Source organism: Sphingomonas citricola (assembly GCF_019429535.1).
Taxonomy (GTDB): Bacteria; Pseudomonadota; Alphaproteobacteria; order Sphingomonadales; family Sphingomonadaceae; genus Sphingomonas; species Sphingomonas citricola.
Genome location: NZ_JAHXZM010000006.1, coordinates 159,967 through 177,706, shown reverse-complemented (window position 1 = coordinate 177,706; position 17,740 = coordinate 159,967). Strand labels below are relative to the sequence as shown.

Here is a 17,740-nt window from a genome sequence, read left to right as displayed (position 1 = left end):
GCGAATCATCGAATGGATATCCGCACGAGGGCACCTTCGTGCGGGCCGACGGTGCTGCGCGCTCGACACCTGCGATCATGCAAAAGGGAAACAGATCATCGTGACGTCCAAGTCGCTCCTGCTCGCCGGTGCCGCCGGCCTCCTGACGCTCGCCGCGCCCGCGGTCGCGCAGACGGTCCAGTCGCCCACCCCGCCCGCGGTCGAATCTGCGACCGCCACGCCGGGTGAGGAGGGGCTGCAGGAGATCACCGTCACCGCGGAGCGTCGCAGCGAGAATCTGCAGCGCGTGCCCGTCTCGGTCGCTGTGGTCGGCGGTGACGACCTGCGCACCTTCCAGACCGCGGGCGAGGACATCCTGTCGCTCGCGGGTCGCGTGCCCGGCCTTTATGCCGAGACGACGACGGGGCGCATCTTCCCGCGCTTCTACATCCGCGGTCTGGGCAACATCGACTTCTACCTCGGCGCGTCGCAGCCGGTGTCGATTATCCAGGATGACGTCGTGCTCGAACACGTCGTGCTGAAGTCGAACCCCGTGTTCGACGTCAATCAGGTCGAGGTGCTGCGCGGACCGCAAGGGTCGCTGTTCGGACGCAACACCACCGCGGGCATCATCAAGTTCGACACGATCCGCCCCAGTCAGACCTTTGACGGCCGCGTCAGCGCCTCCTACGGCAGCTACAACACCGCGACCGTCGACGCAGGGGTCGGCGGGCCGATCGTCGCCGACAAGATCGCGTTCCGCCTGTCGGGCCTCTACCAGCACCGCGACGACTGGATCGACAACACCTTCACCGGCCCCGGCGTCGACGGCACGCGCGGCGGCAAGAATGCGCTTGGCGGGTTCAACGAGCGCGACGTGCGCCTGCAACTCCTGTTCACGCCGACCGAGGCGCTGTCGATCAACGTGTCGGGTCACGCGCGCGACTATGACGGCACCTCGACCGTGTTCCACCGCGGCGCGCTGGTGCGCGGGTCGAACAGTGTCGCGCGCGAGCCGCGCGGCCGCATCGCGCTCGACGAGGCGGTCAACAACCCGCAGGCGTACAAGACCTATGGCGGGTCGGTGAACGCGGCGTACGATTTCGGACCGGCGACGCTCACCTCGATTACTGCCTACGAGACTACGTCGGGCTACAGCCGCGGCGACACCGACGGCGGCGTGCGCCAGTTGCCACTCACCGCTACCGGCAGTTGTATCGACTGCGGACAGAGCCAGGGCAACATCCGTGATCTCGACCAGTGGACGCAGGAACTGCGCCTCGCCTCCAGCGACGCGGGCGCCGCGTTCAAGTGGCAGTTCGGCGGCTTCTACTTCGATCAGCGCGACACGACCGACTTCTACCAGCGCCGCTTCTTTCTCTCGGCACCGTTCGTTGCCGCGAACGGCAACACCAACAACCCGGGCAACTGGGTCCGCCTGCACGACGCCAACACGTCATGGGCGGCGTTCGGCCAGGCGAGCTACACGATCGATCGCCTGACGCTGACCGCGGGCGGCCGCTACACCGAGGACGACAAGCGCACGATCCTGGTCAAGCCCGCGACCACCGGCGCGACCGTCAACTTCCCCGCCACTGCATCCCGCAACGTCAAACTGACGGGCAAGGAGCCGAGCTGGGACGTGTCGGCGCTGTACGAGGTCGATCCGACCGCCAGCATCTACGCCCGCGTCGCGCGCGGTTTCCGCGGACCGACGATCCAGGGCCGCTCGGCGGTGTTCGGCTCGGCCTTCACCACCGCCGACAGCGAGACGATCACCTCGTACGAGGCGGGCGTGAAGACGCGGCCGTTCGGCAACATGCGCTTCAACGCGACCGGCTTCTACTACCGCGTCAACGACATCCAGTTGAACGGCAACGACGCCAACGGCAACGGCGTACTGTTCAACGCCGACCACGCCGACGCCTACGGGTTCGAGGCGGAGCTGGAATGGCGCCCGATCCGCAACATCACCTTCTCGCTCGGCGGCAGCGCGCTGCACAGCGAGATCAAGGACAAGAACGTCTACGCGCAGGTCTGCGCGCTCGCCGGCCGCGTCACCTGCACCGTGCAGGACCCGACGATCACGCGCACCATCTTCGGCAGCCCCGCCGTGCTGGCGCAGATCGACGGCAACCCGCTGCCCAACGCGCCCGAGTATCAGATCGACGCCGCGGTGCGGTACGACATCCCGCTCAGCAACGACGGCAATTTCTTCGTCGCGACCGACTTCAACCTGCAGGGCTACACGAACTTCGTGCTTTACAAGACGCGCGAATTCTACGCGGACGGCAACTTCGAACTCGGGCTGAAGGCGGGCTATACGACGCCCGACGGCCGCTACGAGATCGCCGCCTTCGCGCGCAACCTCTCGAACGAGAAGAACCTGAAGGGCGTGATCGAGAATTACAACGCCGCGGTGTTCAACGAACCGCGCGTCGTCGGTGTCTCGCTCAGCGGCAAGTTCCGCTGAGCCTCACCTGACGAGGGGCGGCGGCGCGATCCGCCGCCCTTTTTCATTGCGGCCTGGGCTCGGGTGCCATCGCGAACCCGCGCGACAGGCCGTGATACAGTTTCTCGCGGCACACCCACTGGCTTGCCGCGTCCGCGATGAACGCGGTGGCGAACATCGGCAGCATCAGCCCGCGGCTCGCGGTCGTCTCCGACAGGATGATCACCGCGGTCAGCGGCGCGCGCACGACGCCCGCGAAATAACCGACCATGCCCAGGATCACGACCGCCGAGGTGGGACTCGCCGGGAACACTTCACGCAACAGGTTGCCGACCCCTGCCCCGACCGCCAGCGACGGCGCGAAGATGCCGCCCGGCAGCCCCGCGACCGCGGTGGCGAGCGTGGCGACGAACTTGGCTGGCCCGAACCACAAGGGCGCGTCGACCCCGACGATCATTGCGCGCGCGGCGGAATAACCGGTGCCCCAGGTCAGCCCGGTCACGACCCCCAGCGCAGCGACGACGACACCGCACAACCCGGCAAAGAAGATCGGATACGCCTTGCTCCACCGCGTGACCGCCGTGCTACCCGTCGCGAGCATCAGCATCAGCCGCGCGAACACGCCACCCGACATGCCGCCGACGACCCCTGCGACCGGCACCACCAGCAACGCGCTCGACAACGGAATGCTCGCCCCGATCACCCCGAAATAGACGTAATCGCCCTGCACCGACTGCGCGACCATGCCGGCGATGACGATCGCCGACAGCACCAGCAGCGTCACCCGCTGCTCGTACGCGCTCGCCAGTTCCTCGATCGCGAACAGCAGTCCGGCAAGCGGGGTGTTGAACGCCGCTGCGACGCCCGCCGCGCCGCTCGCAATCACGACGGGGGTACGCAGCGGCACGCGCATGATCCGGTGCGTCAGCCCCATCACCGCCGCCGCGAGCTGCACGGTCGGCCCCTCGCGCCCGACCGACGCGCCCGACAACACGGCCGCGATCGTCAGCACGATCTTGGTCGCGGCGGTGCGGACCGAGATCAACGAGGTCGTCGCGCGATTGGGATCCTCGCTCGCGGCGATCACCTGCGGGATGCCCGACCCCTTCGCCAGCGGTGCGATCCTGCGCGTCACCCAGACCAGCGCGACGAAGGCGAGCGGGGTCGTGAGCAGCGGCAGCCAGTGCCAGCGCCTGGCATATCCGTTGAACCAGCCGCCTGCCCAGTCTGCGGCTTGCGCGAACAAAATCGCGACCAGCCCGATCGCGATCGCCCCCGCCAGCACCGACACGCGGGTGCGGAAACGGACCGAGCGCGGACCGCGGGTGCGCAGCAGTGCGCGGTAACGCGACGGGGTCCAGCGGTGGCGGGCGAACGGGGAGCGGCGGTCGGGCATGCGACCGCTATAGCGTGAGTTCGAGCGTGTAGGACACGCAAACGGCGGCGAAGGGAGTGTCCTTCGCCGCCGCTTTTACCGCGTTGCGGCGCGCGCCGCGGCAGAGCCGCGTCGTCGGTCCTCGCTTGTCGCGAGGCCGACCGGGCGGGCCTTGAGGCTCGCCGCAGCGATCGCTGCGGCTTGCCCGGCCCGCTCAGGCGGCCTTCGCGCGGCTCGCGCGCTTGCGCTCGTTCGGATCGAGGAAGCGCTTGCGCAGACGGATCGACTTCGGCGTCACTTCGACCATCTCGTCGTCGTCGATGTACGCGATCGCCTGCTCCAGCGTCATCTTCTTCGGCGGGGTCAGGCGGATCGCGTCGTCCTTGCCGCCGGATGCGCGGAAGTTGGTCAGCTGCTTCGCCTTCATCGGGTTGACCTCGAGGTCATCCGTCTTGGCGTTCTCGCCGATGATCATGCCCTCGTACAGCGCCTCGCCGTGGCCGACGAACAGGATGCCGCGGTCCTCGAGCGGGCCGAGCGCGTAGCCCTGCGCTTCGCCCGCACCGTTCGAGATCAGCACGCCGTTCTTGCGGCCCTCGATATTGCCCTTGTGCGGCCCGTACTTCTCGAACAGCCGGTTCATGATGCCGGTGCCACGCGTGTCCGACAGGAACTCGCCGTGATAGCCGATCATCCCGCGGCTGGGCGCGGAGAAGGTGATGCGCGTCTTGCCACCGCCCGACGGGCGCATGTCGGTCATCTCGGCCTTGCGCAGGTTCATCTTCTCGACGACCGTGCCCGAATATTCCTCGTCCACGTCGATGATGACGGTCTCGTACGGCTCGGTCTTCTTGCCGTCCTCGTCCTCGCCGAACAAAACACGCGGACGGCTGATGCCGAGCTCGAAGCCTTCGCGGCGCATCGTCTCGATCAGCACGCCGAGCTGCAATTCGCCGCGGCCCGCCACTTCGTAGCTGTCGCGGTCGGCCGCCTCGGTCACCTTCACCGCGACGTTCGATTCCGCCTCGCGGAACAGGCGGTCGCGGATCATGCGGCTGGTCACCTTCGACCCCTCGCGACCCGCCATCGGCGAATCGTTCACCGCGAAGCGCATCGACAGCGTCGGCGGGTCGATCGGCTGCGCGTGCAGCGGCTCGGTCACCTGCGGGTCCGCGATCGTGTTCGAGACGGTCGCGACGGTCAGCCCGGCGAGGCTGATGATGTCGCCCGCCTTCGCCTCGTCGACCGGAACGCGGTCGAGGCCGCGGAACGACAGGATCTTCGACGCGCGACCGGTCTCGACAACGTTGCCGTCATTGTCGAGCGCGTGGATCGGCTGGTTTTGCTTGACCGTCCCCGAATTAACGCGGCCGGTCAGGATACGGCCGAGGAAGTTGTCGCGATCGAGCAGCGTCACCAGGAAGGTGAACGGCACGTTCTCGACCTGCAGGTTGGGCGGCGGCACGTGGCGCACGATCGTCTCGAACATCGGGATCAGCGTGCCCTCGCGCGCGTCCATGTCGGTCGAGGCATAGCCGTTGCGGCCCGAGGCGTAGAGCACGGGGAAGTCGAGCTGCTCGTCGTTCGCATCGAGGCTGACGAACAGGTCGAACACCTCGTCGAGCACTTCCTGGATGCGCGCATCGTTGCGGTCGACCTTGTTGACCACCACGATCGGCTTCAGGCCGAGCGCCAGCGCCTTGCCGGTCACGAACTTCGTCTGCGGCATCGCGCCTTCCGACGAATCGACCAAGAGGACGACACCGTCGACCATCGACAGGATGCGCTCCACCTCGCCGCCGAAATCCGCGTGGCCGGGCGTGTCGACGATATTGATGCGGATCGCCTCGCTCTCGCCCGGCGGCGTCCAGTCGACCGAGGTCGGCTTGGCGAGAATGGTGATCCCGCGCTCCTTTTCCAGGTCGTTCGAATCCATCGCGCGCTCTTCGATGCGCTGGTTCTCGCGGAAGGTACCCGACTGGCGGAAGAGCTGGTCGACGAGGGTCGTCTTGCCATGGTCGACGTGCGCGATGATCGCGATATTGCGGAGGTTCATCATGTTTCCTGGATGGCCCGCGCTGGTCGCACAGGCGATTTCGGCCGCGCCCTTAGCCTATTTGTGCGCGCGCGAAAAGATGGGGCGCGCAACCGGCGCCACAGCCGCACGCCGATCGACGCTCCGCCGCGCATCGACGATCCACCACGGCGCACGGGTCGACGGATCGTCAACCATTGGCATGGCATGATCGCCGCGGTGGAGAAACGCGCATGTACAAGATCGTCGTCGATCGCCCACATTCCCTCGTCCGGATCGACATGGAGGGAATGCTGTCCCCCGCCGAGGCGGACCGGCTCGTCGGCGACCTGATCGCGCAGATCGCCGCCGCGCGGATGCCGAGCTACGCGCTCATCATCGACGTGTCGCGCTGCCCGGTGCAGGCACAGGACATGATCGCGACGATGGGCACGCACCTGTCCAAGATGAAGCACGCGCGCGCACTGGCGCTCGTGACCGGCACGATGCTGGTGCGGTTGCAGGTGCGGCGTATCTTCGATCAACCGTTCACCCGCTTCGCCCACAGCTATGACGAGGCCCTCGCCTGGGTGGTGTCGGGGATCGAGCCGGGTGCGTCGGCGAAGCCACCGGCGACGCACGGCTGATCCCCGCTCCGAGCGATCAGAACGTCCCCGAGACCTCGACGCCGTAGAAGCGCGGTTCGCCGCGGATGTAGGTGGGGTCGCCGAAACCGCCGCCGGTGTTGCCCGCGTCGATCAGATACTTCTTATTGGTCAGGTTGCGCGCGAAACCGCCGAGGCGATAACGCCCGCCCGCCAGCTCGACGCCCGCGCGCAGGTTGACGAGCGTGTAGCCCCGCTCGCTGATCGCGTCGCTGTTGGGCAGTTCGAAGAATACCTTCGACTGATACGTGGCGCTCGGCACTGCGTAGAACACCGTCCCCTCGCCCAGCGGCACGCGCAGATTGATCCCGCCCGACGCGGTGGTCTTGGGCTGCAGGCGGAAGCGCGCACCGGCATAAGCGGGGGTCACGTTGTTGCCGCGGTCGATCTTGCCGTCGATATACGCGAAACTGCCGAACACCGACAGATTCGGCGACAGACGATAGGTGCCCTCGAACTCGACGCCGGGGTTCTTTGCGGACCCTGCGCTCTGCGTCAGTGCGGTGCCGTTGGGCTGCGTGACCGAAACCTGGAAACCCTGATAATCCTGATAGAAGACCGAGGCGGTGCCGGTGAACCCGCCGAGCGCGGCCTTCACGCCGCCCTCGTAATTCCACACCGTCTCCTCGGGCACCGATTGCAGGTTGGGGCGAACGCCCGTCCCCGCGGCCGCCGCGGCGAGCTGTACCACCGGCGAGCGGCGACCCTTGCTGATCGTGGCGTAGAGGTTGAGCCCGTCGGCGACGCGAAAGAGCGCATTGAAGCGCGGCAGCACCGCGGCGAAACTGTCCTCTGCGGTATAGCGCACGCCCGCGGTACTCGCGGTGCCGAGCAGGCTGGAGCGGATGCCGAGTCCGGCGAGGATCGTCGAATTGGGCTGGACCGAGCTGTAGCCCGACTTGCGGTGCTCGATCAGGACGCGCGCGCCCGCAGTCAGCTCGAGCGCGGGGGTCGGCAGCCACGTTCCGTCGGCGAAGACCGAATAAGCCTGGTTGGTGCCGTAATTGGTGAACACCGACGCGTACGGAAGCTGCGTCGCGGCGCCGCGCGTCAGCAGCGCAGTCGCGCGGGTCGCGGCGGGGATCGTGCCGTTGGCAGCGACACATCCAGTGCCGGTCGGCACCCCCGCGGCCGCCAGCGCGGCGCGAACGGGCGCGTAGGCGGCAGCGACCGAGCAGGCGAGATAGGTGCCCTCCTCGGTCGAGAAGGGCACACGCTGGAAACCGTCTTCGAGGAACGCGTTCCAGCCGAACGAGGCGCGGTAGGTGTCGCCGGTGAAGGCGAAGCGGCCTTCGTGGTTCCACTGGTCGCCCTTCGCGTCCTCGGCGAATTCGAGGTACCAGGCCGGCCCGCCGTCGGCATCGAACATCTCCAGACTGTCGAAGCGGCGATAGCCGTTGACGGTGGTGAAGGTGACGCCGGGCGCGAGGTCGATCTGCACCGTCAGATTGGCGTCATAGACGTTGCGGTCGAGCCCGAGCTTGCGCTTGCCGAGCACTTCCCTCGAGAAGGGCGAGCCCGAGAGTTCGGCGTAACCGTAATCGCCGGTCTGCCCGCCGGTCGGCGCGAACACGCGGCTCTTGAACGCGGTGCCCGGATTGCGCTGCCCGTCGTAGGTCAGGACGAGGTCGGCGGTGATGTCGTTCGACGGCGTCCAGCGCAGCGAGCCGCGCAGCCCACGCTGGTCCTGCCCGTTCAGATCGTCCTGGTCGACCCGACCCTGGTTCTGGTTCGGCACCTTCGGGTCACCCGCGATGTTCCGGACGTAGCCGTCGCGGTATTTGTACGCGAAGGCGAGCCGCGCGGCGAGCGTATCGTTGCCCGCATTCAGATACCCCGACACCTGCGTACGATTATAATTACCGTACGAGCCGGTCAGGTTCGCCGAGAATCCCTCGCGGGGGCGCGCGGAGATGATCGACACCGCGCCGACCGCGGCGGCGGTGCCGAACAGCGTCGCCTGCGGCCCCTTCACCACCTCGATCCGTTCGAGATCGTAGAGGTCCTGATACGCCCCGCGCGAGCGCGAGATGTCGACACCGTTGTAATAAAGCGTGACGCGCGCGCCCTGCTGCGCCGAACCCGAATCGGACGTGATGCCGCGGATCACGAAACCGGGGTTGTTCGCGCTCTGCTCCTGGATGCGCAGGCCGGGCACGTAGAGCGCGACCTCGCTCAACGAATTGACGCCCAGGTCGCGCATCCGCTCGCCGGTCACCGCGGTGACGGTCAGCGGCACGTCCTCGATCCGCTGCTCGCGTTTCTGCGCGGTGACGACGATGTCGTCGGGGGTGTTCTCCGGCTGCGCCGCGGCCTGCGCCAGTGCCTGCGTCGATACGCAACCGAGCAACCCGGCCAAGAGGCCGAGCGAGAGCTTCGCCGTCATCATCTTTTCCCCTGTCGCCGCGCGGATGTCCCACCGGCCCCGCCGCCGCGCTAGGGCCGCACGGTTGCAGCTTCGCGTCGCGCGGGTTGCACCGCGGTGACGCCGATGTTGCGGTTCGATGGAAAAGCGCGGCCGATTGCGGTCATCCGACCCGCGTATTATAGTAACAACACACTTGATCGCGGGAGCCATCGCGGTCAGGCTCGGTGACGGACGATGCGCGGCCTGCGCGGGTGAGAAGGAACGACACGATGGCGACGACGCCCGACACGGTTGAGAAGGAACTGGTGCTCACCCCGCCCGACCCCGTCCCCACGCTCGCGCCTGCGAAGGCCGCGGGGCTGGTGCCGGTCGACCAGGGTACGCGCACCGAACTCGAAACGCGCGTCGACACCTTCGTCGAACAGTTGATCGCGGAGGACGTCAACTCGCCCGAATTCGGCCGCCGCGTCGATGCGATCACCAGCATGGGGCAGAAGGAGATTCGCGACGCCGCGGGCCAGTCGAACCGCTTCCTTGACCGCCCGGTGCGCGCGATGGACAAGGACGACGGCGTCGGCAAGGACCTGGCGCAACTGCGCCGCGTGGTCGAGGATCTGGATCCCGGCAAAAAGGGCAATCTCACCGCGCCGCAGAAGCTGTTCGGTGTGATCCCGTTCGGCAACAAGATGCGCAATTATTTCGACAGCTACAAATCCAGCCAGACGCACATCAGCTCGATCCTGAAGAGCCTGTCCTCGGGCAAGGACGAGCTGTTGATGGACAATGCCTCGATCGACACCGAGCGCGCGAACCTGTGGACCGCGATGGGGCGGCTCGAACAGATGATCCATTTGTCGCAGACGATGGACGCGCGGCTGGAGGACAAGGCGAACGAGCTCGACGCGACCGACCCGGCGAAGGCCAAGGCGATCCGCGAGACCGCGCTGTTCTACGCCCGCCAGCGCACGCAGGACCTGCTGACGCAGATGGCGGTGACCGTGCAGGGCTATCTCGCGCTCGACCTCGTGAAGAAGAACAACGTCGAGCTGATCAAGGGCGTCGACCGCGCCTCGACCACGACGGTCGCGGCGCTGCGCACCGCGGTCACGGTCGCGCAGGCGCTTACCAACCAGAAACTCGTGCTCGAGCAGATCACGCAACTGAATACGACCACGGCCAACATCATCGATTCAACCGGCAAATTGCTGCGTTCCAACACCGCGCGCATCCACGAACAGGCCGCCGCCTCGACCATCCCGCTGGAAACGCTCCAGCGCGCGTTCCAGAACATCTACGACACGATGGACGCGATCGACGATTTCAAGCTGAAAGCGCTCGACAGCATGAAGACGACGGTCACGACGCTCGGCAACGAAGTGGAGAAGTCGAAGGGCTATATCGCCCGCGCCGAGGGCGCCGCGCAGAACCGCGTGTCGGGGCCGGCCGACCAATTCAAGCTGGAGGCGCTGTGAGCGTACCGACCCGAACCGACGAGGCGATCGCCGACGCGCGCCGCACCGTCGAGCGCGTGCGTGGCGGCGGCGAGGGCGGCGTGATGCAGACCCAGCGTCGCCCGGCGCGCGGCGGGCGCGGCGGGGTGAAGCAGCGACTGGTGCTGATCGCGCTCACTGATGCGGCGATCCTGATCGCGGCGGCGCTGTTCGGCGGGATCGTCATGCCGCTCGGCATGTTCGGCGCGCTCGCCGTCATGCTGCTGATGCTGGCGGTGACGCTCACCATCGCGTTCGCGCCCGCGACCCCGGTGCCGACTCCGGAACGGATCGCGCGCAGCGAGATCAAGGCGCTGCCCGCGGCCACCGCGCGCTGGCTCGACGCGCAGCGCCCCGCGCTGCCGGCACCCGCGGTCCCGATCGTCGACCGGATCGGCGCGCAGCTCGACACGCTCGGCGCGCAGATCGGTGCGCTCGACGACGATGCGCCCGCCGCAGCCGAGGTGCGGCGGCTGGTCGGCGAGCAACTTCCCGAATTCGTCCGCGACTATCAGAAGGTGCCCGCGGGGCTGCGTTCCACGCCGCGTAACGGCAAGACCCCCGATCAGCAGCTCACCGACGGCCTCGGCGTGATCGAGCGCGAGCTAAGCGAGATGAGCGAGCAACTGGCGCAAGGCGACCTCGACGCACTGGCGACGCGCGGGCGCTTTCTGGAGATCAAATACCAGGGCGAGGCGTGACGCGCGGCGGCTGACCGGTCGCGGCCGACGGCGGGATCATCCACGTCTGCCCGACCTCGGTCGCGCGGAAGCGGCGTCGCTCGATGTTTGCGCGTTCCAGCGCGCGGTGGAGTTCGATCCGCGGCTGATCGATCCCCTCCGACGTCAGCTCGAACGTGCCCCAGTGGATGCCGAGCGCGTACGCCGCACCTAGCTGACCGAACGCGGTCACCGCCTGGGCGGGACCGATGTGGTTGCCGGTCACCGGCCCGGTGAAATGATAGGCGCCGATCGGCAGCAGCGCCATGCGGACGGGGCCGTAGCGGCGTGCCTCGATCGCCCAGCGCATGTCGCCCGGACCGGTATCGCCCGCGAAATACAGGTTTCCGCCCGGCAGCGTGACGACGAAGCCGCTCCACAACGCCCGGTCGTGATCGCCCAAGCCATGCCCGCTCCAATGGTGCGCGCGCGTTACCACGACGTCCACGCCGGGGCGCACCCGCACGCGCCCGCCCCAGTCGCGTGCCTCAGCGACGATACCGTACCGCGCGAGCAGCGCGTCGTTGCGCAGGCTAGTGACAATCAGCGGTCGATCGCGGTCGAACAGGCTTCTGAGCGTGCTCGTGTCGAGGTGGTCGTAATGATCGTGGCTGAGCAGCACGACGTCGATCCGCGGCAGATCGGCCAACCTGACACCCGGCGCGCGTACCCGCTTGGGCCCCGCGAACCCGACCGGCGACGATCGCTCGGCCCAGATCGGGTCGGTCAGGATGTTGAGCCCCTGCGTCTGCACCAGCACGGTCGCGTGACCGATCCACGTCACCGCCATCGCCGCACCCGCAACGCGACGCGGCGGGCGCGTCGGCGTAACCGCCACGGAGGGCCAATTGTTCGCGCGCGTGAACAGGCTCTCGATCAACCCGACCGGCCCCTTCTTCGCATCGCCCCCGCTGCCGCGATCCCCGTCGGGATTGAAGAAACGCCGCCCATCGAAATGGTCGCTGCGCGGCAGCTCGCCCGGCGTCACCGCGGGAACCGAGCAGGCCGCGAGCGCCACGGGCAGCAGGGAGGCGAGAAGCGATTTCATCGAGGCATGAGGGTGTGACGTCGATCGATCCGGAACGGGCACAAGTGCTGCGACACGTCCGCGCCGGTGTCAAACCCTCGCACTGCTCATCCGGTCGCCATCCCCCACAACAGATAGCCGTTCAACCCGACGATCACCGCCGCGATCGCCCAGGCGAGCGCCGACAGCCAGCGCGGGGCGACGAAGCTGCCCATGTATCCGCGGTTGGCCGTGAAGGCGACGAGCGGGATCACCGCGAACGGTAGCTGGAGGCTCAGGACCACTTGGCTGAGCACCAGCAACTCGCCCGCGCCGCGGTCGCCCGCCGCGCCGACCACGACGACCGCGGGCAGGATCGCGAGCGCGCGCGTCACCAGCCGCCGCAGCCAGACGGGCAGGCGCAGGTCGAGGAATCCCTCCATCACGATCTGCCCCGCGAGCGTCCCGGTGACGGTCGAGTTCTGACCGCTCGCCAGCAGTGCGATTGCGAACACCGCGCTCGCCCCGCCCACCCCCAGCATGGGTGCCAGCAACTCGTGCGCCTGCTCGATCTCGGCGACTTCGGTGCGCCCCGCGGTGTGGAACGCGGCGGCGGCGAGGATCAGGATCGCGGCGTTGATGAAGAAGGCGAGCCCGAGCGCGACCGTCGAATCGATCGTCGCGAGCATCAGCGCGCGGTGTCGCCCGGCCTCCGCCTCGCCGTACGCGCGCGTCTGGACGATCGAGGAATGGAGGTAGAGATTGTGCGGCATCACGGTCGCGCCCAGGATACCGATCGCGATGTAGAGCGCCGCGGGATTGGTCACGACCTCGGGTCGCGGGATCAGCCCGCCCGCCGCCGCGACCCAGTCGGGTCGCGCCCAGATGAGTTCGAGCCCGAAACAAACCGCGATCACGACCAGCAACGCGGCGATGAATGCCTCCAACTGGCGAAATCCGTGCCGCTGCAGCGCGAGGATCACGAACACGTCGAGCCCGGTCAGCACGACGCCCCAGACGAGCGGAAGCCCGAACAGCAGCTTCAATGCGATCGCGGTGCCGAGCACCTCGGCGAGGTCGCACGCGATGATCGCGATCTCGGCGAGCGCCCACAAGGTGATGCCGACCGGCTTCGACGTGCGCGCCCGGCACGCCTGCGCCAGATCGTGCCCCGCGCCGATGCCGAGTCTGGCGGCGAGCGATTGCAGCACGATCGCCATCAGGTTGGAACACAGCACGACCGAGAGCAGCAGATAGCCGAACGCCGAACCGCCCGCGATGTCGGTCGCCCAATTGCCCGGGTCCATATAGCCGACCGCGACGAGCCAGCCCGGCCCGACGAAGGCGAGCATCGTGCGCCAGAACCCCGCATTCTCCGGCACCCGGATCGAGGCGTAGCTGTCGGCGAGCGATCGCGAGGGTGAATGTTCGGACGGGCGGGCGAGGGGCGACATCGATCACGCCCATGCGGGAGAAGCCCGCCCGGTTCAACGCGGGATGTGAGCGACGGCGCCGCGCGGGTACCGCGACGCTGCTCGCCCACCGTGACGTTGCGTTGCTGCGCCGCGTCGCCCGCATCGGTGCCGCCTCGGCCATTGCGTGTTCATCCGCGCCGCCGCAAGAAGGCGGCATGAGAACGCTTCCCGCTCTAGCCGCCGCGCTTGCCGGCACCGTCGCCCTCGCCGCCCCCGCGCAGGCCGCGCAACCGATCAACGGCCGCTACGTGACCGAAGACGGCGCCGCGCTGGTCGAGGTGGGGCCGTGCGGGGGCAAGACCTGCGGCCGGATCGTGCGCGTGCTGAAACACACCCCCGGGGCCGCCGCGACCGACGTCAACAACAAGGACAAGGCGCTGCGCAGCCGCCCGATCGTCGGTATGCCCGTCCTGTCCGAATTCGCCGACGCGGGTGATGACTGGCGCGGCCGCATCTACGATCCGCGTAACGGCAAGACCTACAAGTCGATCGTCAGCCGCAACCCCGACAACACGCTGAAGGTACAGGGCTGCATCGCCTTCCTGTGCCAGACGCAGGTGTGGCGCCCCGCGCGCTGAGCCAGCGCGGCGTGGCAGTCGGGAATGTCGACCCGGCTGCCGCGCCACATCCCGTCACACCGGCGCCGCATCCGGCCCGGCACCGTAATGGTGCCAGGTGAAGATGGCGGCGGCGCCGCGGTGGGGCCGCCATGCTTCGGCTAGTTCGCGCGTCAGCTTCTCGCTCGGGCGCGCGTCGTGGCCGAGGATGCGGCCGACCTCGATCTGCACCGCCAGGTCGCCCGCGGGCCAGATGTCGGGGCGACCTTCGGCGAACAGCAGGTACACCTCCGCCGACCAGCGCCCGATCCCCTTGACGCGGACGAGCTGCGCGATCGCCTCCTCGTCGTCGGCGGACAGATTGGCGAGGTCGAGCCGGCCGCTCGTCACCTCGTCCGTCAGGCTGCGCGCGTAGCCGGTCTTCTGGCGCGAGAAGCCGCAGGCGCGCAGCGCCTCGTCGCTCGCCGCGGCGATGATCGCGGGATCGTTCGGGTCGCCGACCTGCTCCTCTAGCTTGCGCCACACTGCATCGGCGGCGCGCACGCTCACCTGCTGCCCGACGATGATACGCAGCAGCGTCGCGTAACCGCGCTGCCGGATGCGCGGCGCGGGGTAGCCGACGCGCGCGACCGCGGCGGCGAAGGCGGGCTCGATCTCGCCCAGCGCGTCGAGCCCCGCGCGCAGGTCGCCTTCGCTCAGGCCCATCGCGCGACCCGATGTGCGCACCATTGCCCGGGCGCGCGCGACGCGGCATGGAGGCCGCCACCATTCGGAGAGTTGATCATGCCCAAGCTTATCGTCGTCACCCGCGAGGGGGAAGAACGCGAGATCGACGGCGAGGTCGGCCTGTCGGTGATGGAAGTCATTCGCGATGCCGGCATCGACGAAATCCTGGCGCTGTGCGGCGGTTGCTGCTCATGCGCGACGTGCCACGTCCACGTCGACCCGGCGTTCATCGACCGTCTCCCTGCGATGAGCGAGGACGAGAACGACTTGCTCGACTCCTCCGCCGATCGCGACGCGGGGTCGCGGCTGTCGTGCCAGATCCAGTTCACCTCGGCGCTCGACGGGCTGAAGGTGCGGATCGCCGAGGAGGATTGAGACCGGCGGGGGCGCGGTCGACGGCCGCGCCCCGCCCATCACGTCATCCGCGCGCCGCCACCGCGTAGAGCGCGATCGCCGCGGCGTTGGAGACGTTCAGGCTCTCCACTCTGCCTGAGATCGGCAACCGCGCGAGCTGGTCGCAATGCGCCTCGGTATTCTGCCGCATCCCCTCGCCCTCCGCGCCGAGCACGATCGCGGGGCGCGTCTCGCCCAGTTGTTCCGCCAGCGTCGCTGGTGCGTGGCCGGTCAGCCCGATCCGCCAGAACCCCGCCTCGCCGATCTCGTCGAGCGCGCGCGCGAGGTTCACGACACGCACCCACGGCACGACCTCGAGTGCGCCCGACGCCGAGCGCGCGAGCACGCCCGATTCGGGCGGCGCATGGCGATCCTGCGTCACGATGCCGAGCGCGTCGAACGCCGCGGCCGAACGCATGATCGCGCCGACATTGTGCGGATCGGTGACCTGATCGAGCACGATCAGCGGGCGGCGGTCACCCTCCCCTTGCGCCAAGAGGTCTCCGAGCCAGATCTCTTCCAGCGGGTCGACTTCGGCGACCAGACCCTGGTGCGGCGCGTCGTTGGGCACCAGCCGGCCCAGGTCGGGCGCTTCGGCGAAAACGACCGGCAGCGACGACGGCAGGTCGAGCGATGCCAGCGCCTCGCGCGTGCCCCACATCTTGCGCACCACGCGTTCGGGGTTGGCAAGCGCGGCGGTGACCGCGTGGCGTCCCCAGAAGCGCGGGCGGTTGCCCTGCGTCTGGCTGGGGCGATGGCCGCGGCGCGCCATCAGCGCGGAAACTTCGTGAACGTCATGCGCGCGTGCCTATGCCGCACGCCGTGCGCGCGCAAGCACCGGTCATTTGGAAACAAGCGGCGCGAAGGGGCTTGCGCACCGCCGCGCGCGCCTCTAGGAGCCGCCTTCTTCGTCGCTCCTGCGGCGTCGATCAGCGGCCTGACCAGCCGCCTGCACCGTGCGATCAGCACCGTGCAGCAGGTGCCGGACCAACGTCCGGCGCGACCCGGATGGAAGGGTGGCCGAGTGGTTAAAGGCAGCAGACTGTAAATCTGCCCGCGTGAGCGTACACTGGTTCGAATCCAGTCCCTTCCACCATCCCCTTGTTCCAGCCTGTATCAACCTGTCTCACAAGTGCGGAGAAGCACGGCTTCTGCCCCTTGTCGGGTGTCTCAACCCGTCGCAATGAAGCTCAATGCAGCGCACCGCTTTTGGGGGTATATCGGGGGTACGGCTCCGCATCGTTGGGGGTACGCCATGCTGACGGACAAAGCGTGCCGTCAGGCGAAGCCAACGGACAAGGCATACAAGCTCAGCGACGCGCGTGGGCTGTTTTTACACGTTGCGACCACCGGGCATCGCAGTTGGCGGTGGAAGTTTCGCGTTGCGGGCAAGGAGAAGCTGCTGACGTTCGGCTCGTACCCGGACGTGACCTTAGCGGAAGCCCGCGAGCTGCGGGACGAGGCAGCTCGGGAGCTACGCAGCGGCAAGGATCCAGCGGTGGAGAAGCGAGCGCGCTCGGCCGCGCGGGACGCACGAGCGGGCGCTACGTTCAAGACGGTCGCCGAGGAGTGGCTTACCAGCCAGACACCGACCTGGTCGCCTCGCTACGCCAGCATCGTCAAACGCAGCATGGACCAGGACGTTTATCCGAAGATCGGGCACCTACCAATCGACGCGATTACGACGCCGCTCGTGTTGGAGGTCTTGCGACCGATCGAGCAGCGAGGAGCGATCGAGACGGCGCACCGTGCCCGCCAGCGGATCTCGGAAGTGTTCGTTCGTGCGATTGGCAGCGGCATTGCGCAGGTGGATCCTGCTGCTGTGGCGAATCGCGCGCTCGCCAAACCCAAGAAGGGCAAGTTCCCGGCCGTGCGCACGATCGAAGCGGCACGCACGGTGCTCCGCGAGGTGGAGGCGAAACCGGGGCAGCCGCTGACCAAGCTCGCTTCCCGCTTTCTCGCGCTCACCGCGGTTCGCGCGGGTGTGCTTCGGCTGGCCGAGTGGGACGAGTTCGAGGGCTTGGATGGTGCCGAGCCGATCTGGCGCATTCCCGCCGCCAAGATGAAGCTGGTGCTGGACCGCAAGGAGGACGTTGCCTTCGAGTTCCTGGTGCCCCTGTCACGGCAGGCGGTCGACGTGATCAAGGTTGCGCGGGAATTCTCGGGTCGAGCCGCGCTGATCTTCCGCAGCGTGCGTCACCCGCGCAAGCCGATCAGCGACAGCACGTTGAGCAAGGCCTATCGCGATGCCGGCTACTCGGGGATCCACGTTCCCCACGGCTGGCGGTCGACCTATTCAACGATCATGAACGAGCTGGCCGCGACCGAAAACCGGGTCGGCGACCGCGCGATTATCGATCTCATGCTCGCGCACGTGCCGAGCGGAGTGGAGGCGGCGTACAATCGCGCCGCCTACATGCCGCGCCGACGCGAGCTGGCGCAGGAGTGGGCGGATATGCTGACGCAGGATCTGAGGGAGCCGCGTCAATTGCTCGAGGGGCCGCGGCAGGGCTGACCCGCG

At 68.1% G+C, this 17,740-nt stretch carries 14 protein-coding genes and 1 tRNA gene; 8 read left to right on the top strand and 7 right to left on the bottom strand.

The window, feature by feature from the left end; translation table 11 throughout:
- The first annotated feature begins 100 nt into the window (after positions 1 to 100).
- Entirely contained in the window at positions 101 to 2,452 is a 2,352-nt protein-coding gene (locus tag KZ810_RS15055; protein WP_308461570.1) for a TonB-dependent receptor, read from the top strand.
- Between the two features lie 43 nt (positions 2,453 to 2,495).
- Here KZ810_RS15055 and KZ810_RS15050 read toward each other — a convergent pair whose 3' ends face one another.
- Together KZ810_RS15050 and typA are read right to left on the bottom strand one after the other, a co-directional pair.
- On the bottom strand, positions 2,496 to 3,827 hold the full coding sequence (locus KZ810_RS15050; RefSeq protein ID WP_219769932.1) for a chloride channel protein: 1,332 nt from the start codon (positions 3,825 to 3,827) through the stop codon (positions 2,496 to 2,498).
- A 193-nt stretch (positions 3,828 to 4,020) separates the two neighbouring features.
- Complete coding sequence (gene typA / locus KZ810_RS15045) at positions 4,021 to 5,862, bottom strand: translational GTPase TypA (RefSeq protein ID WP_219769931.1); 1,842 nt, start codon at positions 5,860 to 5,862, stop codon at positions 4,021 to 4,023.
- Between the two features lie 212 nt (positions 5,863 to 6,074).
- Here typA and KZ810_RS15040 point away from each other — a divergent pair, with 212 nt between their 5' ends.
- Positions 6,075 to 6,467, top strand: coding sequence for a hypothetical protein (locus KZ810_RS15040; protein ID WP_219769930.1), 393 nt, complete (start codon positions 6,075 to 6,077; stop codon positions 6,465 to 6,467).
- A gap of 16 nt (positions 6,468 to 6,483) precedes the next feature.
- Here KZ810_RS15040 and KZ810_RS15035 read toward each other — a convergent pair whose 3' ends face one another.
- Positions 6,484 to 8,871 (bottom strand): TonB-dependent receptor, encoded by a 2,388-nt coding sequence (locus KZ810_RS15035; RefSeq protein ID WP_219769929.1) that lies wholly within the window; start codon positions 8,869 to 8,871, stop codon positions 6,484 to 6,486.
- A gap of 251 nt (positions 8,872 to 9,122) precedes the next feature.
- Here KZ810_RS15035 and KZ810_RS15030 point away from each other — a divergent pair, with 251 nt between their 5' ends.
- Together KZ810_RS15030 and KZ810_RS15025 are read left to right on the top strand one after the other, a co-directional pair.
- Positions 9,123 to 10,325, top strand: coding sequence for a toxic anion resistance protein (locus tag KZ810_RS15030; RefSeq protein WP_219769928.1), 1,203 nt, complete (start codon positions 9,123 to 9,125; stop codon positions 10,323 to 10,325).
- Entirely contained in the window at positions 10,322 to 11,044 is a 723-nt protein-coding gene (locus tag KZ810_RS15025) for a hypothetical protein (protein ID WP_219769927.1), read from the top strand. The genes KZ810_RS15030 and KZ810_RS15025 overlap by 4 nt, the downstream gene beginning before the upstream one ends.
- Here the strand turns inward: KZ810_RS15025 and KZ810_RS15020 are convergent.
- Entirely contained in the window at positions 11,022 to 12,110 is a 1,089-nt protein-coding gene (locus KZ810_RS15020; RefSeq protein ID WP_219769926.1) for an MBL fold metallo-hydrolase, read from the bottom strand. The two genes, KZ810_RS15025 and KZ810_RS15020, sit on opposite strands and share 23 nt — an antisense overlap.
- Positions 12,111 to 12,196: 86 nt before the next feature.
- Entirely contained in the window at positions 12,197 to 13,522 is a 1,326-nt protein-coding gene (locus KZ810_RS15015) for an Nramp family divalent metal transporter (RefSeq protein ID WP_219769925.1), read from the bottom strand.
- A gap of 176 nt (positions 13,523 to 13,698) precedes the next feature.
- On the opposite strand from KZ810_RS15015, the gene KZ810_RS15010 reads away from it, so the two are divergent.
- Complete coding sequence (locus tag KZ810_RS15010; RefSeq protein WP_219769924.1) at positions 13,699 to 14,121, top strand: DUF2147 domain-containing protein; 423 nt, start codon at positions 13,699 to 13,701, stop codon at positions 14,119 to 14,121.
- A gap of 54 nt (positions 14,122 to 14,175) precedes the next feature.
- Here the strand turns inward: KZ810_RS15010 and KZ810_RS15005 are convergent, their stop codons facing one another.
- Complete coding sequence (locus KZ810_RS15005) at positions 14,176 to 14,805, bottom strand: DNA-3-methyladenine glycosylase family protein (protein ID WP_219769923.1); 630 nt, start codon at positions 14,803 to 14,805, stop codon at positions 14,176 to 14,178.
- 78 nt (positions 14,806 to 14,883) lie between these two features.
- On the opposite strand from KZ810_RS15005, the gene KZ810_RS15000 reads away from it, so the two are divergent.
- Complete coding sequence (locus KZ810_RS15000) at positions 14,884 to 15,201, top strand: 2Fe-2S iron-sulfur cluster-binding protein (RefSeq protein WP_219769922.1); 318 nt, start codon at positions 14,884 to 14,886, stop codon at positions 15,199 to 15,201.
- A 43-nt stretch (positions 15,202 to 15,244) separates the two neighbouring features.
- Here KZ810_RS15000 and rlmB read toward each other — a convergent pair whose 3' ends face one another.
- On the bottom strand, positions 15,245 to 15,991 hold the full coding sequence (gene rlmB, locus KZ810_RS14995; RefSeq protein ID WP_219769921.1) for a 23S rRNA (guanosine(2251)-2'-O)-methyltransferase RlmB: 747 nt from the start codon (positions 15,989 to 15,991) through the stop codon (positions 15,245 to 15,247).
- 238 nt (positions 15,992 to 16,229) lie between these two features.
- On the opposite strand from rlmB, the gene KZ810_RS14990 reads away from it, so the two are divergent.
- A tRNA-Tyr gene (locus KZ810_RS14990) sits at positions 16,230 to 16,315 on the top strand.
- Positions 16,316 to 16,474: 159 nt separating this feature from the next.
- Entirely contained in the window at positions 16,475 to 17,734 is a 1,260-nt protein-coding gene (locus KZ810_RS14985) for a tyrosine-type recombinase/integrase (RefSeq protein WP_219769920.1), read from the top strand.
- Positions 17,735 to 17,740: the final 6 nt, after the last annotated feature.

What these genes read in the sequence shown, in the direction of transcription:
- rlmB (WP_219769921.1), bottom strand. Translation starts at nt 15,991, where the DNA reads ATGGCGCGCCGCGGCCATCGCCCCAGCCAGACGCAGGGCAACCGCCCG.
- KZ810_RS15040 (WP_219769930.1), top strand. Translation starts at nt 6,075, where the DNA reads ATGTACAAGATCGTCGTCGATCGCCCACATTCCCTCGTCCGGATCGAC.
- KZ810_RS15015 (WP_219769925.1), bottom strand. Translation starts at nt 13,522, where the DNA reads ATGTCGCCCCTCGCCCGCCCGTCCGAACATTCACCCTCGCGATCGCTC.
- KZ810_RS15000 (WP_219769922.1), top strand. Translation starts at nt 14,884, where the DNA reads ATGCCCAAGCTTATCGTCGTCACCCGCGAGGGGGAAGAACGCGAGATC.
- KZ810_RS14985 (WP_219769920.1), top strand. Translation starts at nt 16,475, where the DNA reads ATGCTGACGGACAAAGCGTGCCGTCAGGCGAAGCCAACGGACAAGGCA.
- KZ810_RS15005 (WP_219769923.1), bottom strand. Translation starts at nt 14,805, where the DNA reads ATGGGCCTGAGCGAAGGCGACCTGCGCGCGGGGCTCGACGCGCTGGGC.
- KZ810_RS15035 (WP_219769929.1), bottom strand. Translation starts at nt 8,871, where the DNA reads ATGACGGCGAAGCTCTCGCTCGGCCTCTTGGCCGGGTTGCTCGGTTGC.
- KZ810_RS15030 (WP_219769928.1), top strand. Translation starts at nt 9,123, where the DNA reads ATGGCGACGACGCCCGACACGGTTGAGAAGGAACTGGTGCTCACCCCG.
- KZ810_RS15020 (WP_219769926.1), bottom strand. Translation starts at nt 12,110, where the DNA reads ATGAAATCGCTTCTCGCCTCCCTGCTGCCCGTGGCGCTCGCGGCCTGC.
- typA (WP_219769931.1), bottom strand. Translation starts at nt 5,862, where the DNA reads ATGAACCTCCGCAATATCGCGATCATCGCGCACGTCGACCATGGCAAG.
- KZ810_RS15050 (WP_219769932.1), bottom strand. Translation starts at nt 3,827, where the DNA reads ATGCCCGACCGCCGCTCCCCGTTCGCCCGCCACCGCTGGACCCCGTCG.
- KZ810_RS15010 (WP_219769924.1), top strand. Translation starts at nt 13,699, where the DNA reads ATGAGAACGCTTCCCGCTCTAGCCGCCGCGCTTGCCGGCACCGTCGCC.